The organism is Spongiibacter sp. UBA1325, assembly GCF_002306875.1.
GTDB lineage: Bacteria > Pseudomonadota > Gammaproteobacteria > Pseudomonadales > Spongiibacteraceae > Spongiibacter > Spongiibacter marinus.
The window spans coordinates 69,634-96,561 of record NZ_DBTD01000004.1; the positions used below are offsets into that span (position 1 = coordinate 69,634).

General features: G+C 55.4%; 20 protein-coding genes. 7 read left to right on the forward strand and 13 right to left on the reverse strand.

The genetic code is table 11. The features are described 5' to 3' along the window. Window positions 1-56: 56 nt before the first annotated feature. The 6 genes from B3K78_RS03270 to B3K78_RS03295 are packed head-to-tail and all read right to left on the reverse strand — an operon-like array spanning window position 57 to window position 7,121. Entirely contained in the window at window positions 57-2,420 is a 2,364-nt protein-coding gene (locus B3K78_RS03270) for a TonB-dependent receptor (RefSeq protein WP_286694266.1), read from the reverse strand. Between the two features lie 48 nt (window positions 2,421-2,468). Further along, window positions 2,469-3,200 (reverse strand): sulfite exporter TauE/SafE family protein, encoded by a 732-nt coding sequence (locus tag B3K78_RS03275; RefSeq protein ID WP_286694267.1) that lies wholly within the window; start codon window positions 3,198-3,200, stop codon window positions 2,469-2,471. Continuing rightward, the gene (locus tag B3K78_RS03280) at window positions 3,200-3,985 is read right to left on the reverse strand and encodes an SDR family NAD(P)-dependent oxidoreductase (RefSeq protein WP_286694268.1); all 786 of its coding nucleotides are present in this window, start codon (window positions 3,983-3,985) and stop codon (window positions 3,200-3,202) included. The genes B3K78_RS03275 and B3K78_RS03280 overlap by 1 nt, the downstream gene beginning before the upstream one ends. Continuing rightward, window positions 3,982-4,914, reverse strand: a complete 933-nt coding sequence (locus tag B3K78_RS03285; protein WP_286694269.1) for an SDR family oxidoreductase — start codon at window positions 4,912-4,914, stop codon at window positions 3,982-3,984. Before B3K78_RS03285 ends, B3K78_RS03280 begins: the two co-directional genes overlap by 4 nt. After that, entirely contained in the window at window positions 4,907-5,809 is a 903-nt protein-coding gene (locus tag B3K78_RS03290; protein WP_204995079.1) for a bile acid:sodium symporter family protein, read from the reverse strand. The genes B3K78_RS03285 and B3K78_RS03290 overlap by 8 nt, the downstream gene beginning before the upstream one ends. Beyond that, complete coding sequence (locus tag B3K78_RS03295) at window positions 5,799-7,121, reverse strand: flavin-containing monooxygenase (protein WP_286694270.1); 1,323 nt, start codon at window positions 7,119-7,121, stop codon at window positions 5,799-5,801. Before B3K78_RS03295 ends, B3K78_RS03290 begins: the two co-directional genes overlap by 11 nt. A 97-nt stretch (window positions 7,122-7,218) precedes the next feature. On the opposite strand from B3K78_RS03295, the gene B3K78_RS03300 reads away from it, so the two are divergent. Together B3K78_RS03300 and B3K78_RS03305 are read left to right on the forward strand one after the other, a co-directional pair. Beyond that, window positions 7,219-8,178 carry an AraC family transcriptional regulator gene (locus B3K78_RS03300; RefSeq protein WP_286694271.1) on the forward strand — a complete coding sequence of 320 codons (960 nt, stop codon included), beginning with the start codon at window positions 7,219-7,221 and terminating at the stop codon, window positions 8,176-8,178. 69 nt (window positions 8,179-8,247) lie between these two features. Beyond that, window positions 8,248-8,667, forward strand: a complete 420-nt coding sequence (locus B3K78_RS03305; protein WP_204995082.1) for a BLUF domain-containing protein — start codon at window positions 8,248-8,250, stop codon at window positions 8,665-8,667. 24 nt (window positions 8,668-8,691) lie between these two features. Here the strand turns inward: B3K78_RS03305 and B3K78_RS03310 are convergent, their stop codons facing one another. Together B3K78_RS03310 and B3K78_RS03315 are read right to left on the reverse strand one after the other, a co-directional pair. Then, window positions 8,692-9,816, reverse strand: a complete 1,125-nt coding sequence (locus B3K78_RS03310; RefSeq protein ID WP_286694272.1) for an alpha/beta hydrolase family protein — start codon at window positions 9,814-9,816, stop codon at window positions 8,692-8,694. 116 nt (window positions 9,817-9,932) lie between these two features. After that, on the reverse strand, window positions 9,933-11,201 hold the full coding sequence (locus B3K78_RS03315; protein WP_286694273.1) for an O-acetylhomoserine aminocarboxypropyltransferase/cysteine synthase family protein: 1,269 nt from the start codon (window positions 11,199-11,201) through the stop codon (window positions 9,933-9,935). 211 nt (window positions 11,202-11,412) lie between these two features. On the opposite strand from B3K78_RS03315, the gene B3K78_RS03320 reads away from it, so the two are divergent. Beyond that, on the forward strand, window positions 11,413-14,418 hold the full coding sequence (locus B3K78_RS03320; RefSeq protein ID WP_286694274.1) for an ImpA family metalloprotease: 3,006 nt from the start codon (window positions 11,413-11,415) through the stop codon (window positions 14,416-14,418). 78 nt (window positions 14,419-14,496) lie between these two features. Continuing rightward, window positions 14,497-15,036, forward strand: a complete 540-nt coding sequence (locus tag B3K78_RS03325; protein ID WP_286694275.1) for a hydrolase — start codon at window positions 14,497-14,499, stop codon at window positions 15,034-15,036. A 73-nt stretch (window positions 15,037-15,109) separates the two neighbouring features. On the opposite strand, the gene B3K78_RS03330 is transcribed toward B3K78_RS03325, so the two are convergent. The 4 genes from B3K78_RS03330 to B3K78_RS03345 form a co-directional block, all read right to left on the reverse strand. After that, window positions 15,110-17,512 (reverse strand): neutral/alkaline non-lysosomal ceramidase N-terminal domain-containing protein, encoded by a 2,403-nt coding sequence (locus B3K78_RS03330; protein WP_286694276.1) that lies wholly within the window; start codon window positions 17,510-17,512, stop codon window positions 15,110-15,112. A gap of 226 nt (window positions 17,513-17,738) precedes the next feature. Next, window positions 17,739-18,107, reverse strand: a complete 369-nt coding sequence (locus tag B3K78_RS03335) for a hypothetical protein (protein ID WP_286694277.1) — start codon at window positions 18,105-18,107, stop codon at window positions 17,739-17,741. Window positions 18,108-18,429: 322 nt separating this feature from the next. Continuing rightward, complete coding sequence (locus B3K78_RS03340; RefSeq protein WP_286694278.1) at window positions 18,430-19,626, reverse strand: cytochrome P450; 1,197 nt, start codon at window positions 19,624-19,626, stop codon at window positions 18,430-18,432. A gap of 14 nt (window positions 19,627-19,640) precedes the next feature. Next, window positions 19,641-20,102, reverse strand: coding sequence for a 2,4'-dihydroxyacetophenone dioxygenase family protein (locus tag B3K78_RS03345; protein WP_286694279.1), 462 nt, complete (start codon window positions 20,100-20,102; stop codon window positions 19,641-19,643). Window positions 20,103-20,261: 159 nt separating this feature from the next. Between B3K78_RS03345 and B3K78_RS03350 the strand changes: the two genes are divergently transcribed. Next, window positions 20,262-20,579 carry a DMT family transporter gene (locus tag B3K78_RS03350; RefSeq protein WP_204995089.1) on the forward strand — a complete coding sequence of 106 codons (318 nt, stop codon included), beginning with the start codon at window positions 20,262-20,264 and terminating at the stop codon, window positions 20,577-20,579. 78 nt (window positions 20,580-20,657) lie between these two features. Here B3K78_RS03350 and katG read toward each other — a convergent pair whose 3' ends face one another. After that, window positions 20,658-22,859: a catalase/peroxidase HPI gene (katG, locus tag B3K78_RS03355; protein ID WP_414711280.1), complete on the reverse strand. Its 2,202-nt coding sequence runs from the start codon at window positions 22,857-22,859 to the stop codon at window positions 20,658-20,660. 532 nt (window positions 22,860-23,391) lie between these two features. On the opposite strand from katG, the gene fusA reads away from it, so the two are divergent. Both fusA and B3K78_RS03365 read left to right on the forward strand, forming a co-directional pair. Beyond that, on the forward strand, window positions 23,392-25,476 hold the full coding sequence (gene fusA / locus B3K78_RS03360; protein WP_286694280.1) for an elongation factor G: 2,085 nt from the start codon (window positions 23,392-23,394) through the stop codon (window positions 25,474-25,476). Window positions 25,477-25,714: 238 nt separating this feature from the next. Then, window positions 25,715-26,926, forward strand: a complete 1,212-nt coding sequence (locus tag B3K78_RS03365; RefSeq protein ID WP_286694281.1) for an alpha/beta fold hydrolase — start codon at window positions 25,715-25,717, stop codon at window positions 26,924-26,926. Window positions 26,927-26,928: the final 2 nt, after the last annotated feature.

Consider the following 26,928-nt stretch of genomic DNA (forward strand, 5'->3'; position numbering starts at 1 on the left):
AATCTTAAAAATCTATCGTTCTCATAGGATTTGGCAATAGCGGTTAGTGTCGCTGCCTACCACTGGTAGCTCATGCTGGCGAATACGCTCCGGCCGGGGTTTTGGCTTGGGTTATAGGTGCCCGGGAACATCGCGGTATCAATCACTTGGTTGAGGCTGCGCTCGTCACTTAAATTTTTGCCGCCAACCGTCAGCGCCCAGCCTTGTTCGTCACTGCGCAGTGTCAGGTTTGCGGCGACGGTTGTGGTGTCGGGAATGCGCGTATTGTCGTCCAGGTCGGTGTCCGTGTAGTGCTCACCCTGATGCTGAATATTCATGCTGGCACGCAGCAGAAGGTTGCCCAGCTGATACTCCAGCGTTGGGCTTATTGTGGCCGTTAACTCCGGCGCGAAAGCCAGGCGTTTCCCGCTGAGGTCTTGTTTGGCGCCGATGCCATCGCTAATGGGTGCCGGGCCGTTTTCATATTTTTTGTAACGGGCGCGCAGGTAGCCCAGTGAGGCGTTGATGCTGAGCGGGGTATAGGGTGTGAGCCACTGAATCTCGCTCTCGATACCTTCGGAAAATGCAGCCGCGGCATTGGTAACGTCGAACAGTAGACCGTTAAATGCAAGAACCTGAAGGTCATCAAAGTCCATGCGGTAGGCAGTCATATTGAGCTGTAGGCTGTTATCGAGCCAGCGGCTACGCAGGCCCAGTTCGAAAGATTGCGCCTCTTCCGGCTCGAACTCCAGCTGCTCGCCAGTGAAGGAAATGGCATTAACGCCACCACTTTTGAAGCCGCGGGAGAGGCTGGTGAAAAAGGAAATGTCGTCGTTCAAAAAGTAGCTGAGTGTGAGCTTGGGGGATAACTGGGTTTCAGTGCGTTCAATCTCGCCGGGGGCGTAGTCCTGGCCGCCAGTGAGGGTTGCGGTAATACAGGGCAGCAATGGGTTGCTGCACACGCCTTGGCCAGTGGGAGTGGACTTCTTCGTTTCCCGGTTCAGGCGCAGTCCCGGTGTAAGTACCCACTTTTCGCTAATATCCCAGCTCACCTGGCCAAACAATGCGGTGGCGGCGGTGTCCTGGCGATAGTCAAAACGGTAGTAATCGGTTTCCTGAAGTAGGTTGGTCAATTGCGGCAGGATGGCGGCCAAGGTGCCGGCCAAAGGGTTGCCGGGCACATTACTACTGCCACTTAGTAGCTGCTGGGCATCTTTGGTTAGCACGTAGGAGGCAATATCCTGGCCAGCAATAATGTCGGCAATGATGCGAAAGTCACTCTGGAAATAATACAGGCCGCCGATAAATTCAACATTTCCACCCAGCCCAAATAAGCTGTCTGCCGCGCCGCTAAAGCGCCACTCGAAAGTTTGTTGGCGATAATCGTCGACCTCGTCCAAGGTCAATAAATCGGCGGGGGAGACATCCAGGTCCTGTCGTTGTTCGACATCCAACCAGGACAGGCCGATGACAGCGGTGGTGTCCAGTCGCGATAAGCCAGCCACTTCACCAAAGTCATAGCTACCGCGCAGGGCCAAGCTATCTGAGCGCTGGTAGAGCTTGCCGTCTTCATTAAAGCTGGTTTGGAAGTTGAAAGGGTCATCTTCGATTTCGGGATCGAAGTTTTGCAAATAGTCTCGGGTATCGTCGTCGAGCTTCATTAACTGCCGTGGCCAGAAGTTAACGCGGGTGACGGATTGCTGCGCAATAAACTCCAGTTCACTGCGGTCACTCGGTTGCCAATTGAGCTTTGCTCGCAGCGCGTCTTGGTCGCGGTCGTCCTCTTTTCGCTCGAGTTTGGTATTTTCCAGGCGGCCGTCGCGCTGCCACTTCATGGCGGACAAGCGCAGTCCGAGACTGGGGCTAAAGCGATACCCGACGCCCGCCTCAAGACGTTGTTCACCGTATTCTTCGTCGCGGTAGCTCAGCTTCCCTTCACTGCCTTCCTCGGCGGGGACAGTTTGGCTGCTGACATTGAACACACCGGCGATCGTATTTTTACCGAACAGCGTGCCCTGTGGGCCGCGCAGCACTTCCACCCGTGCAAGGTCATACATCGATTCGCTGAAGTAGCTGGGGCGACCGTAGAACACCTCATCCTGAACCAGCCCTACCGCAGGCTCGAAGCTGGGGTTAAAACTGTTGGTGCCAAAGCCGCGAATGAATACCTGAGGTGAGGACGGGCTGGTGAACTCGACTCTGACATTGGGTACGTAGGCAGACACGGCGACCAAATCGCCGATGGCGTTGTCCTGCATAAAGTCGCCAGACAGGGCGCTGATTGAAATTGGAACGTCCTGCAGGCTTTGTTGGCTCTTCTGCGCGGTGACGACCACCTCCTCTAAAACGCGGGGGCGGTTTTCGGCTTCGGCGTTGGGGCTGAGCAGCGCTAAGGCAAGGATGCCTAGGGCGGTCGTTCTACTATTGCTGTGCGTTGTCATGGCGTTTTCTCGTTTTTATTATGTATCGTTTTTTGTGTTCTGGTGTGCTTAAAAGCCGGTAATGATCAGCAAACTACCGGTAAAAAGCAGCAGGGCGTAAACCACATTGCGAAAACGTTGCTCGTCTACCCGGTGGTGGAGATATTCACCTACGACGACGCCGGCGACTAACACCGGGGCAATTGCGGCGACCTTGGGTAGCGCGGTGTAGAGGCTTCCATCAATGGCGAAGACGACGGTGAGTAAGCTGTTTAAGCTGAACCACACGGTGATCAGTGTGGCGCGAAAAGCCGCTTTATCAAGTTGGGTGCCCGTCAACGCATAGACCAGTAACGGGCCGCCAGAGGCGTAGAGGCCGTGGGTAATCCCGGCGCCCAGCATCCAGCCCCGTGTCCACAGCGCGCCGTGACGGCGGCTGCTCAAACCGCGATAGGCGCGCAGCAGCTCGCGCCCCGCAAACCAGACAACCAGGGCGCCAAATAATAATTGCAAAAGCTGATCGCCGAGCCAGGGCCTCAACAGATAGCCCGCCAAGGTGCCACTAACCATTAACGGCAGAATCAGCTTAAGTAAGGTGGGCCAATGAATGTGCTGGTGGTGGCGGGCCAGTAGGTAGCCTGTCATACAGATATTCAGCGGTACCAGCACGGGTAGCATGGCCTCAATGGGTAGCAACAAGGCGCCGAGTGATAGGGCGATAACAATGCTGCCAAAGCCGGTGATCGCTTCAATGCTGTAGGCAACAAAAACGAAAATCGCCAGAAGAATCCAAGGGTCCATTAATGCTGCTCCAGTTCCACGGCAAATTTGCGCCGCATTAGGCGGTGGAAGGTTGTTGGCGCAACGCGCCACAGCAAGCTTGCCAACCAAATGCCGCGATGGGGAAACAAGTGTGGTTTGCGCCGTTCGGCGGCCTGTAAAATTGCTGCGGCCAGCGGTTCGGGCTCGCCAATGCCGCCGAGGGTGGAGCGTGCGTGCCGCGCAGCGTTGCCATCGGCACCGAGGGCATTTTGTTCGATATTGGTGTTCACGAAGGCGGGGTAGACCATCAGTACGTGCACACCATTGTCCTGTTCTTCGCCGCGTAGTACTTCAAAGAACTGACTCAGTGCAGATTTAGCGCTGCAATACGCGGCTCGGCCGAGCACCGGCATCCAGCCCGCCATTGAGCCAATGTTAATGATACTGCCGCGGCTGCGTCGCAGCAGCGGGAGTAAGGCCATGCTAAGCGATACAGGGGCTTGCCAGTCGATAGCCATTACCTTTCTAAACACCGCCGGATCAGTGTGGCCGGCGAGAGAGCGGTGGGTAATACCGGCGTTATTCACCAGGATATCCAGGCGTCCACTTGCGGTGATGGCCTGAGCGACAGCGTCGATAGCGGCTGCATCGGCAAGGTCGGCAACAACGGTGTGCACACGCTCGTTGCCGAGTGCTGCGCTGCGTTGCTGCAGTCCCTCGGCGTCGCGGTCGACGAGCCACACGCAGTCACCGCGTTGATAAAACTGTTGCGCCATCGCCCAGCCTAGACCGCTGGCGGCACCGGTAATGAGTACTGTCTTCATAGCTGCCCCCGGGCGCGGGCGTGGTCGATAAACAGTTCCAATACTTGCGCTGAACTCAACTGCGGTTGATAGCCAAATTCTTCTTTCAAGCGGCGATTGCTCAGTACCGGGCGATAGCGCAAGAAGTTAATCTGCTCGGGCCGGTAGCGGCTTAGGCCGAGTCGATGGCCCACCGCGAGAGCGGTTTTAAGCAGCGCCGCAGGTAAGCGCAACAGGGGTTTGTTTAAACGCTTTGCCACTTCATCAATGCGCAGGGCGCCGTCACCGGCGAGATTAAACATGCCCACCTGGGATTCAATAATGCCTTTCTCCACAATTCGGAGCAGGTCTTCGTCCCAGATAAAGACAAAGGGCGAGTCAGAGCCGCGAATAGCCAACAGGCGTTTCTTTTCAAACAGCTGGGTAATCTGATTGTGGGTTTGGCGCCCAAGTACGGTGCCAGGGCGCAAAATGAGCTGCTTGAGCTCCGGGTGCGCGCGGCGCTGCTCGGCTAAATACTCTTCAACCAAACGCTTGTGGCGGGCATAGGCAAATTCGTCATTGCCGCGCAGCGGGTCGCTTTCATCGATCCAGCTGGGGTTGTCGGGATGGTAGCCATAGGCTGCGCCGGAGCTGGTGACGGTGAGGTGTTGTACACCGGCCTTCAGGCAACATTGCACAACATTGCGTGTGCCGTTCACGTCGATATCGTAGTCGCGCTGCTCGTCGCCGCTGGCTTCGAGTACTGAGGCGAGGTGCACAACGTGGCTGACCTGGTGCTCGCTCAGAATGTCAGCCAGCTTCGGGTCGCGAATATCGCACTGGATGTGATTCGCGTCGTCAGTAGGGCGAATATCAACGCCAATCACGGAGTAATCTTCACTGAGTCGCTGGCTGAGTTGGCGACCGATATAGCCGCCGGCGCCGGTAATGAGAATACGTTTAGGCATGAATAGTCTCCGCGCTGCGCGACCAGTAAAAAGCCAAACAAAGGCCGGCAGCCAAATGCCAGAAGCTCCAGAAGCCTGCGATAAGCATCATGCCGCCCGCCTGGGGGAAAAACGTGAAAATGATCGACAGACCGAGTGCTGAATTTTGTATGCCGACCTCCATGGTGACGGCGCGGCGCTCGGCCTGGGGAAGTTTGATAACGCGCCCTGCCAAGTCGCCAAGCAGCAGTGCGCCAGCGTTTTGCAGGGCAACGAGCAGCAAGATGCGGTCGGCGTACTCCATAAATAGCTGCTGGTTGCGGGAGAAGGCGATCACGACAAAGCACAGAAATACCAGCAGGGTGACCGCGCGCATGGGCTTTTCGGCGCGGGTGGCCCATTCAGGGTGGCGTTTGCCAACGGCCATGCCCAGTAGCATGGGCAGCACTAGTACCAATGCGACCAGCAGCAAGATATTCATTGGCTCCAGAGAAATGCCGCGCAGCAACTCCCGGGTGGCGGGGTTGAGCTGCGCGTAAAGGCCAAAATTAAGGGGGGTCATCACGATGGCCGCCAAGCTCGAAACGGCGGTCATGCTGACCGAGACGGGCACACTGGCGCGGCCCAGCCAGGTCATAATATTGGAGAATGTCCCGCCGGGGCAGGAGGCGATGAGTATCATACCCAGTGCTAATTCTGCGGGCACGGCGAAGGCGATTGTCGCCAGGCAGGTCGCTGCTGGCAGTAGAAGAAACTGCGCCACCAAGCCGGCAGCGGGCGCGTGGGGTTGCCGCAATACGCGAACGAAGTCGTCACGGCGCAGGCCCATGGACACACCAAAGATCATGCCCGCTAGAATCCCGTTAAGCAGGATCAGGCTCTGGGGGCTAAACGCGACTTGAATATCAGCGTACATACGCGGCGTCGCTCTGTGGCAGGTCTCGTTGCAGTTGTTGAATATGCCGATTCACGCTGCGCCGATAGCTGTCTTTGTGCACGTAGTAGGCCATGCGCTCTAGTTGCAAATAGCGATAGCCGCCATCGAGGCGCTGGCCACAGTGGCGTTTGATGTCGCGCTCCAATTGCTGGGCGGCTTTGCCGCCGACTAATTGCTGACGAATATACAAAGCGACCATCTCGGCCTGCTCGCTACGACCCTCCCAGCCAAGCCCCGTTGCTTCAATCATGCCCATCACAAACAAATTGCGGTGCTCGGGATGGAACACATTTAAATACAGTGAGGGCGCACCGCCGTCTTGCCAGTTGAGGTGCTTGCGGTCGATAAATGGGTAGTGGAGCTGATAACCGGTCGCCTGCAAAATCAGGTCGTAGTCGGCGCATTCGCCATTGCTGAACTCGACGCTGAGGCCGTTGGTGTTGGCAATGTCGCCGCGGGCGGTGATGTCGCCATGACCAAGGTGATGCAGCATCTGTGAGTTGATCACCGGGTGTGACTCATACATTTTGTAGTCGGGATCGGGCAGGCCGTAGTCCGAGGGTTTGCCCACCGCAAGGCGAATCATCAACGCGTCAAGGCGCTGTTTTATTGGCCTCGGTAGCGGGATCAGACCGCCCAGCGTATCGGTGGGGCGGCCAGCGATAAACTTGGGAAGAAAGTAGTAGCCGCGTCGCACCGACACGTCGACGGCGCTCGCGCGGTGCACGGCATCCACGGCAATGTCGCAGGCGGAGTTGCCACAGCCGACAATTAATACCCGCTTGCCGGCAAAGACTTCCGCATTGCGGTAGTCAGCAGAGTGCATTAGCTCGCCGGTATATTCACCGGGCAGCGCTGGTGCGTTGGGGTGATGCAGGGTGCCATTGGCGATTAGCAGGCCGTCGAAGTCTTCGATATGGCGCTTGCCATGCTGTTCGCTAACGATCCGCCAGCCGCCATTGTCGAGCGGGCTAGCATCAATCACTTTGGTGTTAAATCGGTAGTGAGGGTAGAGGCGGAAGTGCTGGGCGAAATCTCGGAAATACTGGCGCAGTTCGCTGTGATGCGGATAGGGTGCACCGCTTTTTGCCATGGGGAACTCTTTGAACTCGGTCATGTGGCGCGACGAGATCAAGTGGGCCGAGTCGTACATAGTGCTGTGTGGATTGTCGATGTCCCACAGGCCGCCAACATCGCTGTGCAGCTCAAATCCGGTAAAGGGGATGTCGTACTTTTGTAAATTCCGGGCAGCCGCCAAGCCCATCGGGCCAGCGCCAATTAATGCGTACATAGCACATACTCTTGTTATCATTATTGCAATACAGCTTAATTGAACAGCTATTGCGCGTAACGGCTTTTTCAGGACGGCAATCTGCCAATTCAGGACTATGACCGAACCCACCGTCACATTGCGGTTTACCCAAGGCTTGTTGCAGGCCGCCGAGCGCCGGGGTATTGAGCTTCCCCCCGCGTTGAGTCGCCGTGTGCCGGAAACCGGGCGCACGCCTTTGGCGGTGCAAGATCAGTTGTGGCAGGCCTACTGCGATGCCGTTGATGACCCCTTAGTCGGTTTACAGCTTGGCCTGGGATTACAGGTCGGCCACCTGGACCTTGTCGGCATGCTTCTGATGAGCTGCGAAACCCTCGGCGAGGCACTCGACCTGTTGCTGGAATATCACCCCATTGTGGGCGAAGGGGGCGACTTTGCTCTGCGTCACGCTGGTGGCAACTGCCTGTTAATCTATCAGCCCCACTATCAAACTTGCCGCCGCCAGCGCGTGGAAGCGGTGCTGGCCTGCGTACTGAATTTAGCGCGCTGGGTCAGTGGTGGGGAGTTTGCGGTGCGGTGTCTACAATTTACCTCGGCCGCTGCCGCGCCTATGGCCGACTATCAGCGCATGCTGGGTGCATCGCTGCAGTTTGACGCCCCCGAGGATGCGCTGGTTTTCGACCCCGCCTTAGTTGCCACGCCGCTTATCCAGGCAAATATTGAGATTCGAGACCAGCTGAAAAAGCTGGCCGATAAACTGTTGCAGGACATGGAGCGGGGCGAATACAGCATGGCCGTGCAGCGAATGCTTCGCCAGCAGCCTCAGTGGGGTAAGGAGCGAGTTGCCGAAGCACTGGGTATGAGTGGTCGCCACTTGGTACGTAAGCTCCAGCATGAGGGCGTCACTTTCAAGCTGTTGCGCAGCAGCTTGTTACAAAAAATGGCGGAAGAGCGCTTGCAACGTGGTGAGCCGGTGTCGGGCATAGCCGAGGAGTTAGGTTTCTCGGATGAGAGCGCCTTTGCAAAGGCCTTTAAGCGCTGGTCGGGGCAAACCCCTTCGCAGTATCGCGAGCAGTGACGGTAACTACGTATCAACCTGCATCACCGCTTGTGTCTTCATAAGAGGCTCTGACTGCGGAGCGCTATTATGTTTTTAGCCCGTCTGATTTATACCAGTGAGGTTGTTGAAGGCTTCGACCAACTCGATATTGAAAGTATCTTGAGTGTGGCCCGCGAGCGCAATGCGGCACTGAATGTTACGGGGGTGTTGTTTTTTAATAGCCGTTATTTCTTGCAGTGCCTGGAAGGCTCCCGCAGTAATATCAACGCAATCTACCACCGTATTCTCAACGACTCGCGTCACACAAACCCGGTTTTGCTCGATTATCGTGAAATTGCCGAGCGGGATTTTAGCGCCTGGCAAATGGGCTACATCGCAGAGACGCAGAAAACACGCGACCTTTATCGGCAGTTCTCGCCGGTGAGCGACTTCAATGCTTATCGAATGTCTGGTGAAAGCTGCTATCGCCTGCTTAAACACATGGCGACATCCGCACCGATGCTGTGAGGCCTGCTCACTGGTGGGGGCGGACTAAAATTGATCGACGTGACAGCTGTCTTCAGGGGCGCGATGGTCGACGATACACTCGAAATAGGGCACTTCAGCGTTGTACTGGCCGTCCAGCATTTTGCGCAGTTGCTCAAAGGCGGTGCGCATCACGGGATGGGTGGCATCGGCCTCACTGCCGTGGCCGGCTAAATTGAGCGTACCATCTGCCTCCCCCGCGCCGAGAGTGCCTGTGCCGGTTGTGCCGGGGTCTTGGCCCTCGGGAATGCCCACCACCGTGAAAAACTGTGTAGCGATGCCCGCCGTCGTCAAAGCACCTGCCATCTCGCGGCCCTGGTTGTGGGGCACTAAGCCATCGTTGACCGGGTGAATAACCGTAGCGGCCTGTACGCCACCCAGTTGCATTTGCGCCGCGTGCAAGGCGGGGGAGCGACGTTGATAGGCCAGTGGGCACTCTGCCGGGGTGCCGCCGGTGTCGCGTTCTATTCCCGCTGCCGCCGCCATGGCGGTGGCGTTGCCGGTAGCTTCTGCGGCGGCTTTTGCCTCGCCGTAGGTTTCGACGAGTTGGCTGACGCCCTCTGCGGTAATCCAATAGTCATACAGCGCCTTGCCGTCGTCACTGATGGCGGCTGATTCGACGATGGCGGTGCCCGAAACCGCGCCGCCCATCGACACGCCAAATAGATATACCGTATCGATGGAGGGGAATTTTTCCAGAGCATACTCTGTGGCGGCAATGGTGTCGTAAGCTCCGCGTAGCGTGGGAAAGCCCAGGTTGTCGCGGTAGTCGGTGGCCACAAAAGCAACGCCGCCAGGGCTGTTTTCATAGTGCTGGGCTAGGCGCAATTCGCGCCGCATGTGGGGCAGCCAGCTAGCCTGGACGGTGTGGCCGATGCCATGGCTAAACACCACGAGCCGGGTAGGCTGTTCGCCGCGCTTAAATACCAGCAGCCCTTCAGGCAGTGGCGAGTTCGACGCGCTGTCGGGGACGCACGAAGGGTTGATATCCAGGGGACTTATTGTGTGCTGAGACGCTGTGACAAAGGTTTCGACAATCGCATTGTCACTTTGGGTTTGGCTATCGCTGCTGTTGTTGCAAGCGGCGACAAGGAGCGCAGCAATCGCTGCGCTACATCGAAGAAACGTCATAGGCGGCCACCATTGTTTGCCTGGCGCGTAGGCGCCCTGCTTATTATTAAAATGACTGGCCGATGATTATTGCACAGTATTTATAATTTGTGTCAATGTCTGCCGCCTTGAGCACGCTACGCGTGCTCTAGTGCCTGGCTTAAGTCGGCCTTCAGGTCGTCGATGTGTTCGATACCAATCGACAGGCGCACCATGTCGGCACTAACACCGGCTTTTAGTAACTCTTCGTCGCTGAGCTGGCGGTGAGTTGTAGAGGCGGGAATAGCCGCACAGCTCTTGGCATCGCCGATATTTACCAGCCTGATAATCAGTTGCAAGGCATCGTAAAAACGCGCGCCGGCTTCGCGGCCACCGTCAATGCCGAAGCTGAGGATGCCCGACGCCTGACCCTTCATATACTGCTTGGCCAGCGCGTGATCGCGGTGGTTGGGTAGGCCCGCGTAGCTAACCCAGTTGACCTTGGGGTGGTCCTGTAGGAATTGGGCAATGGCTAGCGTGTTGTCATTAATGCGTTCCATGCGCAGCGCCAGCGTCTCCAGCCCCTGTAAAAACAGAAAGGCATTGAAGGCGCTCATCGCGGCGCCCATATTGCGCAGCGGCACTACGCGGGCACGGGTGATGAATGCCGCTTCGCCAACATCCTTGGCGTAATTTACGCCGTGGTACGACACATCAGGTGTCGTCAGCAGTGAGAAGCGCTCGGCGTGTTCAGCCCAGGGGAATTTGCCTGAGTCGACAATCAGGCCGCCAATACTGGTGCCGTGACCGCCAATGTATTTGGTAGCGGCGTGGATAACGATGTCGGCACCATGCTCAATGGGCTTCAACACAAAGGGTGACGGCACTGTGTTGTCGACAATTAAGGGAAGGCCGTGGGCGTGAGCTAAATCAGCCAGGCGGCGAATATCAACGATATTGCCAGACGGGTTGCCGATGGACTCACAGTAAATGGCCTTGGTGCGCGCATCGATTTGCGCCGCCATACCATCGAAGTCGTCCTTGTCGACAAAGCGCGCTTCAATGCCCTGGCGAGGCAGGGTGTGGGCAAATAAGTTGTAGGTGCCGCCGTACAGTTCGCTAATGGTAATAAAGTTATCACCAGCTTCAGCGATGGTTTGGATGGCGGCGGTAATCGCTGCCATGCCTGAGGCCATTGCCAGGGCGCCGACACCGCCTTCGAGGGCGGCAATACGCTGCTCAAGCACACTGCATGTCGGGTTCATAATACGGCTGTAGATATTGCCAGCCACTTTGAGGTCGAACAGGTCGGCCGCGTGCTGGGCGCTGTCAAACGAGTAAGACGAGGTTTGGTGAATCGGCACGGCAACGGCATTTTGATTATCTGGCTCGTAGGCGTGATGCAGTGCAATGGTTTCGTCGCGCATAAATATCCCTCTGGTAAAACGTCCCTGCCGGGGCAAAGCCTGTGAATATACCGCACCTATCTGTGGATGCCACCTTTTGGTGCGCCGGCTCGATGTGAACTGGGTGACATGTCGCAGTTGTTCAAACGCATTTCCGCTAGGCTTAAGCACAATAAAATAAATTTAGCATTGCGGCCCTTGTGCTGTGCTGCGTGTTTGGAGACGTTTCGCCGTGAAGTTCAATCCACAGATTTTTCTGATGCTACTAACACTCGCTTCATGTGGCGGTGGTGGCTCCAGTGGAAGTGACGGCGGCCAGCCTGCACCGGCAGCGGGTAATCAGCCCCCACAGATTCAGGGGCAGCCAGGCATCGCTCAAGAGGGGCGGGCTTTTTCCTTCTCGCCCACGGTGATCGACCCCGATGGTGATGCGGTGACGGTAAGGACTGCGGGACTGCCCGGGTGGTTGAACTTTGACGAATCCACGTATGTCTTGAGCGGTGTGCCGACCGCAAGCGATGTGGGGCGCGGTGAATTGATCACCTTGACCGCGAGCGATGGCCGCGCGACCGCGACAGTAGAGTTTGTGATTGATGTTGCCTTTGAGCCATTGGAACAGGCACTGCGTACCGGTGATGCGCGCTATGTTGACCGGCCACAGCGTTTTATTGACAGCATGCAGGCGGCATCCAATGACGCTGTGTCGCAAGGCGCGATACTGCGCCAACAGTTGTTTAACTTAGACATTCACGGGCAGGCGCGCAGCGATGGCAGTAGCTTGACGGATGTGTCTTGGAACCCGACTCACGATGCAGGGCTGCTGACCGCCACGTTTGGTGAGAATACGACGCTCTTGTTTAGCAATTCGGTAACGCACTCAGATTACACGGTGCAATCGCAGGGCTTGGCTGTCGCGGGTAAGCAGGCGGGGAAGAACCGCAATGCCGCTTTCGTCGCGCTGGCGAGTAATCCAATGCGCAATGTCTATCGCGATAGCGCAGCGGTAAATAGCCAGATGCAGCAATGGCTGCGCAACAGCGTGGACTGGTTGCGGGGCGGCGACAAGCGGGCGACATTTAACGTAGTGATTGCCCAGATGAGTCAAAGCTACTATTTCCCGGACCGCGTTGCTACCCGGCAGTGGCTGGAGGAAAACTACCCCGAGCAAGTGGCCTACAATGCGCCCCAAAGCTGCGATGGTTCGGCACTGGCAGGCTGTTTGGCAGCGCAGCCCGACCTACTGATTGTCTCGCAAGTATCTGCTGAAGGAGCGGCGGGCGACGACGCTCGCAGAGCGATTGAACAGTGGTTGGCGGAAGGTAAGCCACTTTTATATATGCATCACGATGGCGACCTTAAGCCACTGGGAGAGGCGATCTTCGAGCAGCTTGGTGTGACCTATGCGGGCGATAATTACTGGCGGCGGCTCAGTGTTGAGGGCTATGACGTGAGGGGGCAACTAGATCGTGTTCCAGTAGAAGTGGAGGCGATTAATAGCCTCATTGCCCGGTTTGAATCCGGTGATTTCAGCGTGGATTTGGGCCTCTGTGCAGATAAAAACTGCCCTGTCGAGAGCGGGTATGCTCAGGAGTTCGGTGAGGCGGCGGAGTATGCGCAGCAGTTTTTCCGGCAACTGGATAGCCAGTCTCAGCCGCTCTTTGATCGCGGTGGAATGCGTTATTACAAGTCGCTGTTGTTATTGGCTGATAGCTATCGGCAGACAGTGCGCTTTCCCATGGATAAACTGACCACCCCGACACCGGTGTTTTTGCAGGCGTATTTTGCCGACCATGTTCAGTATCAGCGCCGGGATATTAATCCAGTACCCGCTGATATGGGGAACTTTAGCCGCAGTGACTTCAGCCACATTCGGCCAGTTAGCCGCAGGGTGAAGCTAACTAGTCGGCGGCACTTTCGTGCGGCGGGTGTCTACGCGTTGCCTGGCAGAACGGTGACAGTTAGGCGAATCGATAGCGCTGCGGTGGCCACCACCATTTTTGTGAATACCCTGCGCAGTGGCGCGACCCACCCCTTCAATGAGAATGCTTATTCGCGTCCGAAATTTTTGCGGGGTCAGGCTTTGGCGCTGGCGCCTGGTCAGACCTTGCGATTTACCTCTGCCTACGGGGGCCCTATCCAAATTGGCTTTGATCGCAATGACGAACAGGTAGAGTTTGAATTCAGCGAGGTGGGAGAGCACCCTTACTGGGCGGGAGAGGGTGACAATGCTGATTTTGCCGCCGCGATGGCACGTGGCGACTATGACTGGGCAGAACTCTCCACACCGGGCTTTGAAGTTCACTCCAAGCTGGAAAAAATGCGCAGCTCTATCGCCGAGTGGCACAGCGCCGCCGAGCTGGCCCAAGCGACGGAGCGCTATATGTATAACTTCGCTCATGTACTGGCGGGCTTTCAAGGAGAGGGAATAGACCGTGTCAGCGAGATTCACCAATTCGCTGAGCAACGGGGTTGGCAGCTAGACACCATCGATGTGGTGAAGCATATGAACGCCGACCAAGCGACGTGCGGCTACGGTTGTTCCGGAAATCCCTACGATGCGTACTGGTCTTTCAATCCGATAGGGCATGGTGACCTACACGAATTGGGCCACGGCCTAGAGCGTGGGCGCTTTAGATTCGCGGGTTGGGACGGCCATGCCAGCACTAATCCCTACTCCTACTATGCTAAATCTCAGTATTTTCTCGATACGGGTGAGGACCCTGGGTGTCAGGCATTGCCGTTTGATTCGTTAAAGCAAGCCTTGCTTGAAAGCCGCGCCAGCGCGGACCCCTTCGCAGATATGCAGCGTCGACAATTGAACGGCTGGTCTGAGGGCGTGGCGATAACAATACAAATGATGATGTCGGCTCAGGCAGAAGGTGTGCTCAGTGATGGCTGGCATTTGCTGGCTCGCCTACACATTATGGATCGCATTTTTAATCGTGCTGACAACAGTGACGAAAGCTGGCTGGCAGAGCGTGAGGCCTTGGGCTTTTCTTCCTACTCCCGCGCCGAGGCGCGCGCACTTTCAAATAATGATTGGTTGGCCATTGCGCTGTCACAGAGTACCTCGCGAGATATGCGTGAATACCTGGCAATGTGGGGCTTAGCCATCAGTGATAAGGCTGCTGCGCAGGTGGCCAGTTTTGCCTACCCAAGCATGCCGCTGCGCTTCTTTGATAGCGGTGCCCGCGACTACTGCAATAATTTCCAGCCAGCGTCGATGGCAATGGATTAGACCTTGGTCTAGTCAGGCTGAACTGGGCGTTGAAAACCCTTACCCTGTGGTATTCACATGCCAGAGGAGACGGCGCCCATGTTGGATGAGCACGATGCCGGTTTATTGATTATTGATGTGCAGGGCAAGCTTGCACGGATGATGCACGACAGCGAAGCGATGATCGCCAATATAAGGCGGATGATTCGCGCCTGCCAAATACTGTCAGTGCCTATTGTTTGGATAGAGCAGTACCCACAAGGGCTTGGTGAAACCGTCGAGGAATTATCGGAATTACTCGTAGACTTAAGGCCGCACATTAAGTCGACGTTTAGTGTCTGCGATTGTGAATCAACACTTCAGCCCCTTGAAGCCTCCGGTCGCAAGCAGTGGATGGTGTGTGGCATTGAGGCACACATCTGTGTGTATCAAACCGTGGTGGGTATGTTGCAGCGGGGTTATCAGGTAGAGGTTATTAGTGATGCAGTATCCTCTCGAGCCGCTAGTAATCACCAGCTCGCTTTGCAAAAAATGCATGAGCATGGTGCGGGGCTAAGTAGCGTTGAGATGGCGGTTTACGAGCTGTTGAAGGATTCGGCGCGGCCAGAGTTCAAGGCCATGTTGCCACTGATGAAATAGCGCGCCAACGTACCTTTCGGATCAATATCACGGCGATGCCCGGCCTCTTTGGAAATAGAGACCGGGCAAGTGCTTAGGGGCAGTTTGAGATAGGTTCGGAGATGGTGAAACTGCTCGACACCCCTGAGTAGGCTTGTTTTGGTAGTACTAGGGTTTGTGCCGCACCTTCATGACGCAGGCGGTACGTACCCGCGGGCGTGTTGCGGGGAATATGCCAAGTGACCTCAGCCGTAGAGGGCCCGACTTCCGGTAACTCTATGGGTAGCGGCGAGGGCAATAGAGGCTGCCACGAGAACAGCAGCTCGGGGTCTTTGTCGGTAGCGACAACCTGCCACTGCTGGTCTTCTCCCAGGCGTTCGGCATACACGTAGCTGGATTGTATTTTCAGATCATTGCGTGGGTGGCCGGCCTGGAAACTGGCGGTAACGGTGTCGCCGGGCGCCGCACTGCTGGGCGTGTCGGTAACAACATCGCCATAGCTTTTGCCCAGGCCCGGTAAGTCACTGGGAATATAGGGCAGGCGAATCAAAATTGGCGAGCCATCAACGTAGCTTGGCCCCTCGGGCGAGGCCTGGCCCTCGGCAAGTGAGCGCGCCAGACGCCGGCTTTCTTGTTCCACCGCAGCCAAAGACCACGGGCCAAAGATGGTGGATCCACCTTCATACTGTTGAACTGAGTATTCCTCGCGGGTTGTCAGGTAGTGGGAGTACTCGTTGACCAAACCGGCGACGACAATGGTGTCGATGCCCACTGGCGCCAACAGCGGGAATAGTTGTTTTTGAATGCGTCGCGCCGACATCGTGGTCACTTCCCAGGGAATACCGAGAATCGCTAGATTCCCCATGCGGAAGAGCTGGAAAGGAACGATGCTGGGCTCAGCGGAAAGTGGTGGGCCAAGTGGAATAAGGATGGGCTTCTCGGCGTGGCAGGAGAGATCGAGAAGAGGCAGTTGGTCAAGGTTGCAGAGCACTGCATTGGATAGCAGTGTTGGCGGTATCAAGCCCTGTGTTGCCGTTGCGATATCGCTAAGTGCTGCCGCGATGAGGTCGGGGTCGCCGTCGCAGCTAATTCCTTCGCGAGTGAAGCCGGGGCCGTCTTCGGCACCCGCACCAAATGCAGGGCCAACTGCCGCCAAGCACGTGCGAATTTCTTCGGCATCCAGCTCCGCTGGGTGGTTAAGCGCATTGAGAACGGCTGGGTCAGTAACGCTGACCTCGTCCATTTTTACGTGGAAAAAGCGGTAGTCGATAGGGCCGTTCAGCGCCTTGCCTGTTTGGAAAAGGTCCAGCGCTTTGGCGAGCTGTTTTGTCCCCGAGATGGCGTTGGACTCGTAGGGGTCGGCGCCGCCGCCACGCGTTGGGTCGGGGTGGGGACGTTCGACAATAAAGATATTCGGCGAGGCATCGCCCTCATCCTTTTGAGCGAAGGCCGCGACAAAGTTGTCTTCGCCATTGCCGGTGTCGCCGTAGCGAGTATTCATGATGCGTTCGAAGCCGAGCGATGCATAGCCCTTGATATCTGAACTGACTAAGTCCAGTTCTGAGCCGAGCACGGTTGGGTGGACGCCAAACCAGTTGATAACACCGACAGCTGAGCCGCTTTTGCGCACCATATTCAGCTGCACGACGCGCTTGTCGACAGTGATCTCTTCACCGCGGGTATTGATAAATTCCTCACGCTCTTGCTGGCTGTTTTGCTCAAAGGCAATCAAGGAGCGGTTGATATTGGTATTTAAGAGTTCGTCTACCGCTAACTGAATAGGGGCGGTCTCTGGGTGCGCCTGGATATTTTGGTGGGCCATTCTCAGTGCGGCCATCATACCGTCGACGATCGTGTCGAGCACCAGCTTGTCAAAGCCAAAGTGGAAGGTATTAAAGCCCTCGTAGTGGGAGTACCCCGCCGGCCCCTGGTGGGTGTGAGTCGCTGACAGCATGATATTGTCGGGCCCATAGTGTTGAGACAGTTCAGGGTCTTGGGCAACTTCGCGCAACACAGCCTGACGCATGGAGCCGAACACCATACCGGTGTCGGTGGACATGAATAATACGCGCTTGCCGTTGCAGGGGGACTCGATGGCGAAAGCGCGAGCGTACTGGCGCTGATGCAGACCGCTGAGAACCTGGGTAGGGCTCTCCCAGCCCATGCCGCTGGTATTGGCAACCGGCCCGGTGATGTCGTGAATACCCGAACCGAAGCGGTACTCGTTATTGTCAGCGCAACTCCCGGTGGGTTTGCCGGTAGCGGTGCCTGCGGCCGCTGGGGTAATCGCGAGCGTCCTGCTGGGAGCGTCGATGCCTTCCCCGACTTTTAAGTACTCACTATCGCGCATACATTGCGCTCGCTCTGCGTCGACAAAACGGTTCACCTGCTCGCTTGCCGGTGAATTTTTGCTGCTGGAACTGCTTCCTCCGCAGCCAGCTATCAGTAAGGAAAGAGCAATAGCGATAAGCCTTGCCGGTGGCGTATTAGCACACATAGAGAGTCCCTTTCTTTTTGTTATGACAGCCTTACGGATGTGCTTGCTCAGGCTGGATATATACACGCTGTCTCGCGAGTTTTTCGCGACTAACCGTTAATGAGTTATAGCGCCTTAGTGGCTAGGTTACTTTTATGCGAAGGGTGTGTCGAGAGGTGCTGGGTATGAGGGTGCGCCTTGCGGCGCTTCACGGCAGTAAGCTAATGGTGGACAGTGGCGGCGAGCTTTATTCTGATTCGAACTTTTTGCAGTGTCGCCATGCGTCTTTTGTGCCAACTACACTTTCGAAGGTGGTTAGGCGGTAACTTTTCAGATCTGGGATGCGTTCATTTTCGCTGTCTACCCGAATGAGCGCTCCGCGGCATCCTGCGAAAACGGTGTCATAGATGCCTTTGTACTTCGCGCCTTCAACTGGAGTGAACCCGACGTTTATCATGCAAAAATCATTTATTCCAAAGGAGACGAAGAGTGGCGCGTTGGCGGGAATAGCGATCTCTCTGTTGTTGAACTCATCTTCCTTTACCATTAGGCGGCCAAGTACGCCGTCGACATTAGGTTGGCCGCCGTAGCAATCATCGAATAATTGAACATTCATGCGCTTCTCTAAAAACGGTAGCGCGTTTGGCATGTATGGGCCGTCAAATGTAACGGTTGCTAGGGGGCCGTCGGTAGGTGGGGTGTAGGGTTTCATTGCGCAGGCGCTAGAGAGCGCGAATACACTGAAAATAGCCAAATATCTCCCTGTCCGCATAGTAAAGGTCTCCATGACATCGCGGTGAATAGCATTATTTCAGCCGAGCGAAGGCGGCTGCGTTAGTGGGGATTACTCTATCTTGATATTTATTTAAAAATCTGTAGTCGAACTCACGTGGAGCAAATTGCCCCTGAAATCAGGGGCATTGGGGTTGACAGAGCGCTTAGCGCGAAGTGATTCGCACAGGCATCGACTTAAACGCGTGGATGGAGTTGGAGCGGATGTAACGCGGAGGTGCCGTTTCCTCAACTGCTGAGAAGTTCTTGAAGAATTCCTCAAAGAATATCCGCGCTTCCATACGCGCTAAATTCGCACCGAGGCATAAATGTATGCCGTGACCAAAGGCCATGTGGGGATTATTTTGGCGGTGTATGTCGAAGGTCATTGCTTGTTCGAAGACCGACTCGTCAAAGTTGGCTGAGCTGTACAGCATAACCACTTTGTCACCAGCCTTGATCGCGGTACCCGCAATTTCTGTGTCGCAGGTGGCGGTGCGCCGGAAGTAGTGCAACGGGCATGTCCAGCGCAGCATTTCCTCGACGGCGTTGCCGAGTTTGTCGGGGCTTGCCTCCAGTTCACGGTACAGGGCCGGGCGCTGCAACAGCTCATGCATGCCGGAGCTGATAAGGCCGCGTGTTGTCTCGTTACCGGCAACCGCAATTTGCACGAACAGGCTGGCAAACTCTGCTTCACTGACAAGCTCGCCGTCTATTTCCTGGTTGATGAGCAGTGATATTAAGTCGTCGCCATTTTTATCTTTGCGCTCACAGGCAAGCTCAAAGCCGTAGGTGCCCATTTCAATGCTTGCTTGCAAAACCTCCTCCTCAGTGCCGCCGAGGTCGGGGTCCGAGGACGAGGTTTGCATGTCTGACCACTGGCGAATTTGCGTCCACATGTCTCGCGGAATATCCATCAGCTGGCAGATAACCGCGGTGGGCAAGTCGCCGGCCAGGTCTTCAACGAAGTCGACCTCTTCACGCTCGCGCGCGGAGCGCATAATGTCTTGGGCAATCTCGCGAATTTGTGGCTCTAGCGCTTTGAGGCGGCTTGACGTAAAACGGCTAATCACCGCACGGCGGGGTTTGGCGTGGCGCGGCGGGTCCATGCCGAGCAGCTGGTTACGGGTCATTTCCAGGGTGCTTTCAGGGAGGTCGTCAACCAGCACAAAGCCCTGTTCTGCCGAAAATGTTTTAAAGTCCCGCGATACAGCCATTACGTCAGCATGGCGGCTAACGACCCAGTAGCCGCTGCCACCGGGATGAGGGTGCCAATAAACGGGGGCATGCTCGCGCAGCCACCGGAACTGGTCGTGGGGAATACCCTGTAGATAGTTGTCAGGGTTGTATACATCTATGTTCATCATTGGCTCCTGAGCTATTCCACCAGCACCTTGGGGGTGGGTAAGCCCTCTGCCTCACACATGGCCAGGTAAAAATCGAGGGTCATTTGCCCGTCGACCACAGAGGTAATATTGCCCTCGGCATCCAGATTGATATTGGAGCCATACATCTGGAACCAAACCCGGGTGTTGTCCTCGATGCACTGCAGGGTGTGTACAGAACCTGCGGGCTCGTAAAGAAACGACCCAGCCCGGTTTACGTAGTCGTACTCTTTATACTTCCAGGCGCCAGAGGTGGTATAGCCCCAGACTGGCCCGGTGTGCTTATGGGTTTCTACTTCGTAGCCTGCCTTGAAGACATTCTCGATAATCCATAATCCTTCGCCGCGTTTAACCTGCAATACGCGCAACAAACTACCGTCGCCGATGTCGATAAAAGGCATTTCGTCGGCGCCGATGTGGATGGCCTCGGGGTGAATGGCCTCGGGGATAGACATATTCTCTCCTGATGTTGGGTTGCTTTTGAATTGTTATCGGTGGTGCACACTTCCATCAGCCTCTACTATGAACAGGCTGTGGCGACTTGAACACCTCCATCTGGAGGAGGCCGCGGGGAGAAGTGCGCCCAGTAAATGAACGATCGATAAGGAGTGGTTGTGGCTTGGGTTTATCTGGTGTTAGCGGGTTTGTTTGAGATTGGTTGGCCGGTCGGCCTAAAACTTGCGCAGGAGGATAAAACGCGACTCCTGGGGGTAGTTGTTGCCGTCGTATTTATGGGCGTTAGCGGTATGTTGCTGTGGTTGGCGCAGAAGCAGATACCCATTGGCACCTCCTATGCCGTGTGGACCGGGATAGGCGCGGCGGGAACCTTTCTGGTGGGGGTGTTTTTTTTCGGTGACGCTAGCAGCCTGTTGCGCTATGTGGGAATCGCGTTGATTGTGGCCGGGGTGGCAACGCTTAAATTAGCGCATTAGAGCAACAGTGTTGGGTGATCCTCGCCTAAGCAGATACCTACGCTCGAATGAACGTAGGTATCTATAAGGTTCCCAGCCTTAAAAACGTCCGGCATTCATCACTTTATGCCATGCGTTTACAAAGTCTTTGATAAAGAGCTTATCGCCGTCCTTCGCCGCATAGGCTTCAGCAATGGCGCGAAGTTCTGAGTTGGACCCAAAGACAAGATCTACAGTCGTAGCCGTCCACTTTACCTTGCCGGTATCACGGCTGGCACCCTCGTAAAGGTTGTCTGACTTCGCTTTCCATTGCGTTGACATATCGACGAGGTTGACGAAAAAGTCATTGCTCAGCTGTCCTGGCCGGTCAGTGAGTACGCCGTGCTTCGAGCCATTTGCATTGGCATCGAGAACGCGCATACCGCCGATTAATGCGGTCATCTCCGGCACCGTTAAACCGAGTAGGTCTGCTTTTTCTATGAGCATCTCCGCGGGTTTGTAGTAAGCCCCATCACTGTAGTAGTTGCGAAAGCCGTCAGCCTTTGGTTCAAGTACGGCGAAGGACTGGACGTCGGTCATGCTCTGAGTGGCGTCGCCACGGCCTGAATCAAAGGGCACATCAACTTTGTGCCCGGCGTCCTTCGCGGCTTTTTCGATAGCGGCAGCACCGCCAAGTACGATCAAGTCGGCCATCGAAATATCGCTGCGGCTGTCCTCTTTGATTTTCTGCAAAGTAGCCAGCACTTTTGCGAGTTCGTCGGGGTTGTTGACGGGCCAGTCTTTCTGCGGGGCTAGGCGCACTCGGGCGCCGTTGGAGCCTCCACGCATATCGGTGTAGCGATAGGTTGAGGCTGAGGCCCAAGCTGTGCGAACCAACTCAGAGACGGTCAACCCAGAGTCGAGAATCTTGGCTTTTAGTTTGCGGGCTTCCCGTTTACCTATTTTTTCGCCGGCTGGAACAGGGTCTTGCCAGAGGAATGTCTCAGAGGGAACGTTGTCGCCCAGATATCGTGTTTTTGGCCCCAGGTCTCTGTGAGTGAGTTTGAACCAGGCTTTTGCGAAAGCCTCATCAAATTGGCTGGGGTTTTTCCAGAAGCGTTCTGCGATTTTTCGGAACGCTGGATCTTCCTTCAATGCTAAGTCGGTAGTGAGCATGACTGGCGGGTTACGCTTGCCCTCTACATGGGCATCTGGGACGCTTTTGTGAAGGGCTTCATTTACCGGAACCCAGACTTCTCCGCCGCCGGGGGAAGTGTGTTTTTTCCATTCATTGCGAAACAGGTTGTCGAGATAGAGGATCGACCAGCGAGTGGGAGTTTGTGTCCATGCGCCCTCTAGGCCACTGGTCATGGTGTCTTCGGAGTGGCCTTTGCCACATTTGTTTTTCCAGCCCAGTCCTTGCTGCTCTATCGGTGCTGCCGCGGGCTCTGGGCCAACGCACGAGCCTTTGCTACCACCGTGCATTTTTCCGAGGGTGTGTCCGCCAGCGATTAGCGCGACAATCTCCTCGTCATTCATGGCCATGCGATAGAACGACTGCCGAATATCCTCCGCAGCCATTTTGGGGTCCATATTGCCGTTGCGCCCTTCTGGGTTTACGTAAATGAGTCCCATATGAACGGCGGCGAGCGGTTTCTCCAGTTTCCCTTCTTTATTAAATCGCTTGTCGTTGCCAAGCATCTCTGTTTCCGGCCCCCAGTAAACGAGGTCAGCTTCCCAATCGTCTTCGCGTCCACCGGCAAAGCCCAGTGTCTTAAAGCCCATCGACTCAAGCGCCACGTTACCCGCCAGAATCATTAGGTCAGCCCAAGAGACGTTCCGTCCGTACTTTTGTTTTACCGGCCATAGCAGGCGCCGCGCTTTGTCGAGGTTGGCGTTATCTGGCCAACTGCCTAGGGGCTCAAAGCGCTGTTGACCACCGTCTGCGCCACCGCGCCCGTCATGGATTCTGTAGGTGCCCGCACTGTGCCAGGCCATGCGAATCATCAGGCCGCCGTAGTGCCCCCAATCTGCGGGCCACCAATCTTGCGAGGTTGTGAGTGCTGCTTCGATATCTGCTTTCAGTTGGTCAAGGTCAACATTTTCGAAAGCGGCGGCGTAGTCAAAGTCTTCTGAGTAGGGGCTCGATTGTCGATCGTGGTCACGCAGTGCCGATAGATCAACTTGGTTTGGCCACCAGAAACTGTTGGGTTTCGCTTTACCGCTGAACATATTCTCTGCGAAAGCGCTGGCGCCGAATGTTGTTGCGATTGCTGCGCTCAGTGCTATTGCGGCTAGAGGTGGAAATTTTTGTTTTTGCATTGGATTCTCCTAGCTAGCGCGAAAATTATGGGTATGTCGAGCGTGATTCCAGCGTCGGGGCAATTGTGCATCCCAGGCAGGCGCCAGTAACCTCGCCCTATTCAACATAGTTCACTTATTGATCTGACGCGTGTTGATTTTTTCTACTGACTTAATAGCGAATGACTATCGACAGGAGGAGTTTCGGTGGCAAAACTTGCTTTTGGGGGTTGAGGGCGTGCTGCTAAGCCGAAAAATGACGGTAGGTGGGTGTCTCTGGTTTGTAATTATTTGAATTTTAATGAAATTTTTAGAGTTTTCTGCAAGCGTTCCCGGCGTCCCATTTAAGCGAAACACCCGAAATTGGGGGGGGCTGAAGGCAGTTTGTATTCTTGAATATGGCGCTTAAGGCCGTGTTCTTGGCAGGATTTTTCAGTCGTTTTGGAAAAATTCCACCAGATTTAGCATAATTCCGCAAAATAAGAGAGAAATTTTTTCTCACTTCCAGTATCGTAGCCAACCATTTTCAACCACAGCTTATTCAGAGACTGCCGTGACTGACTTATCCTTGTACCGCAACATCGGTATTTTCGCCCACGTTGATGCCGGAAAAACCACCACCACTGAGCGTATCCTCAAGCTCACGGGTAAAATTCACAAGCTTGGTGAGGTTCACGAGGGTGAATCGACGACCGACTTCATGGAGCAGGAAGCTGAGCGTGGTATTACCATTCAGTCAGCGGCTGTTACCTGTGAGTGGAATGGCCATCGACTGAACGTTATTGACACCCCGGGACACGTTGACTTCACCGTAGAAGTTTACCGTTCATTGAAAGTTCTCGACGGCGGTATCGGCGTATTCTGTGGTTCTGGTGGTGTTGAGCCCCAGTCTGAAACCAACTGGCGCTATGCCAACGAATCAAAAGTATCTCGCCTGATCTTCGTGAACAAGCTGGACCGCGTTGGTGCGGATTTCCTGCGTGTGACCGATCAAGTGAAAAACGTGCTCGGCGCCAACCCGTTGATCATGACGCTGCCTATTGGCCGTGAAGATGAGTTTACCGGCGTTGTCGACCTGCTGAGCAACAAAGCCTACGTTTGGGATGACTCTGGCCAGCCAGAGAACTACGAAGTGACCGACGTTCCTGCGGACATGGAAGAAGACGTTGCCATGTATCGCGAGCAGCTGATCGAAACAGCTGTGGAAATGGACGACGACTTGATGATGGCCTACATGGAAGGCGAAGAGCCCTCTATCGATGACATCAAGCGCTGTATCCGTAAAGGTACGCTGGAACTGGCTTTCTTCCCCACCTACTGTGGTTCGGCCTTCAAGAACAAAGGTATGCAGCTGCTGCTGGACGCCGTTGTTGACTACCTGCCAAGCCCCACCGAGGTTAACCCGCAGCCGTTGACTGATGAAGAAGGTGAGCCTACTGGTGAGTACGCCATTGTTTCTGCCGATGAGCCACTGCGCGCGCTGGCATTTAAAATCATGGACGACCGTTTTGGCGCCCTGACCTTCGTGCGTATCTACTCCGGTAAGCTGAACAAAGGCGACACCATTCTTAACTCATTCACCGGTAAGACTGAGCGTATCGGTCGTATGTGTGAAATGCAGGCCGACGAGCGCAACGAGCTGAGCAGCGCTCAAGCGGGTGACATTATCGCTATCGTGGGCATGAAGAACGTACAGACTGGTCACACACTGTGTGATGTTGACCATCCATGTACACTGGAAGCGATGGTATTCCCAGAGCCTGTTATCTCTATCTCGGTAACCCCGAAAGATAAGGGTTCAACTGAGAAAATGGGTATTGCTATCGGTAAGATGGTTGCAGAAGACCCCTCATTCCGCGTTGAGACAGACGAAGATTCTGGTGAGACCATCCTTAAAGGTATGGGTGAGCTGCACCTCGACATCAAAGTCGACATCCTCAAGCGCACCTACGGTGTTGAACTGGAAGTGGGTCAGCCTCAGGTAGCCTACCGCGAGACCATCACTCAGAAGATCGAAGACAGCTACACTCACAAGAAGCAGTCTGGTGGTTCTGGTCAGTTTGGTAAGATCGACTACACCATGGAGCCTGGCGAGCCTAACTCTGGCTTCACCTTCAGCACCTCGGTTGTGGGCGGTAACGTACCTAAGGAATTCTTCCCAGCAATTGAGAAGGGCTTCAAGTCGATGATGGACAACGGCCCACTGGCTGGCTTCCCCGTGTTGGATGTTGCCATTAACGTTCACGACGGTGCCTACCACGCGGTTGACTCCTCGGCAGTGGCCTTCGAAATCGCGGCGAAAGGCGCTTTCCGTCAGTCTATGCCGAAAGCGGGCGCACAGCTGCTTGAGCCGGTAATGAAAGTTGACGTGTTCAGCCCTGAAGACAATGTCGGTGACGTAATCGGTGACCTTAACCGTCGTCGCGGCATGATTTCTGGTCAGGAAGCGGGTGTAACAGGTGTTCGCGTTAAAGCCGATGTGCCTCTGTCTGAAATGTTTGGCTACATCAGCACGCTGCGTACAATGACCTCAGGTCGTGGCCAGTTCTCTATGGAGTTCTCGCACTACTCGGCTTGCCCAGCTAACGTAGCTGAAGAAGTTATTGCCAAAGAGAAAGAGAAAAAAGCAGCGAAATAACACCGCTGGCTAGCTCTTTTCGAAAGCCCCTGCGGGAATCCGCCGGGGCTTTTTTTTGCCTTCTGAAATAGTGTTGGGTCTTGACGCTGTTGTCTGGAGTGCCTGCGCGGGTAAAGGGCCCCAGCCCTATTAAACACGCAGCACAGGGTGCGTAAAACGTGTTAAATACTCACGAGCTTTGTGCACTACCGCGTTATCCTCGCTGGTAAAATTCCTCTTCCCTCAGGAGAGAGTGTTCATGTCTAAGCCCAAAACGTCGAAAAACAAACGGCCACTATTAGCGGAACTGCGTAGCCAGGCGTTGCTGATGAATCAGCGGGCGGTGCAGGCTGCCGTGAATACTTATGACTGGGTATTGCGCCCCAAGCAATTGGTGAAGTCCGGGTTGACCGAGTATGAAACGGTTTACGCGGGGGATCTAATGAAGGTGCGTTACTATTCCCTCGTCGATGAAGACGAGATCGAGTTGGAAGATGGCAGCCGGATGCCGGTGCGTCGCCGTCAGCACAGTGTTCCCCTGGTGTTGGTGCCGCCTTTGGGCGTCACCGTAGAGACATTTGACCTGCTGCCGCAGCGCTCGTTAGTGAGATATCTGGCGGCGCGCGGTTTTAAAACCTACCTGATCGATTGGGGGGAACCTCAGCGTCGCCATGCCCACCTGGGCTTGTTTGACTACGCGGACGAGATGTTTACTACCGCACTGGACGAAGTTCGAAAACACTCGGGTAAAACGGATTTATCGTTAATGGGGTGGTGCATGGGTGGGTTGTTGTCATTGATCCACCTTGGATTGCAGCAAGACCCCAGAATTCGGAACTTAATTACCGTTGCCAGTCCGATAAATTTGCGCGGTGGTGGAATTGTGGCGGGGGCCGCACAGGCCATCAATGCGCCGGCGCAAATCGTTCGGCGCTACTCTGATTTTCGCCTCGAAAACCTCGACCCCAGCAAGCTTCAATTGCCCGCTTGGGCGACGACAGTCATCTTTAAGCTCACCGACCCGATTGGAAGCGTCACAACCTATTGGGATTTGTTGATGCGCTCATGGGACCGCGAGTTTGTGGTTGCGCACTCGACCACCGCAAATTATCTGAACAATATGCTTATGTATCCAGCAGGCATGCTGAGAGACTTTGCCATTAAAGTCGCTGTGGATAATGACTTGGCAAGTGGCCGCATTGTTGTTGGTGAGCGGGTGGCTGAACTGGGGAATATTCAAAGTTCGCTGCTCGCCTTCGCCGGTGCGGGAGATGTGTTAGTGAAGCCGCCCATCGCCGAAAAAATCATGGACGTAGTCGGTGTGGATGTGGGGAATCATGATAAAGCATTCCACATCGCCCCGGGAGGACACATGGGGGTAATCCTTGGAAAAAGTGCACTGGAAAGCGTATGGGCGCCTGCGGCTGACTGGCTGGTGTCGCGCTCCAAGCAGCGCCCTTATAAAGCTTGAAA